This window comes from Halomonas sp. BM-2019 (genome assembly GCF_017584085.1).
Genome location: NZ_CP071922.1, coordinates 48,823 through 49,190, shown reverse-complemented (window position 1 = coordinate 49,190; position 368 = coordinate 48,823). Strand labels below are relative to the sequence as shown.

The following is a 368-nucleotide window of genomic DNA, read 5'->3' as shown; positions in this document are numbered from 1 at the left end:
GTTTAGCCGCAATTCTCGACGTGCATGAAAGTGAAGTGCGTAAGCGTCGCGAAGAGTTCAACATTTTCCCGGTCTACAAGCGCGTCGACACCTGTGCGGCAGAGTTCGCTTCAGAAACAGCCTACATGTATTCGACCTACGACGAAGAGTGCGAAGCACGGCCGAGCGACCGAGAAAAAATTATGGTCATTGGCGGTGGTCCAAACCGTATTGGTCAAGGCATCGAATTCGATTACTGCTGTGTGCATGCAGCGCTTGCTATGCGTGAAGACGGCTACGAGACCATTATGGTGAATTGTAACCCTGAAACGGTTTCGACCGACTACGATACATCTGATCGCTTGTATTTCGAACCGATTACGCTCGAA

The 368-nt window shown here is 50.3% G+C and carries 1 pseudogene; it reads left to right on the top strand.

Annotated features, from left to right (window positions below):
• A pseudogene (gene carB, locus J5F18_RS00260) lies at window positions 1-368 on the top strand (carbamoyl phosphate synthase large subunit); the annotation flags it as partial.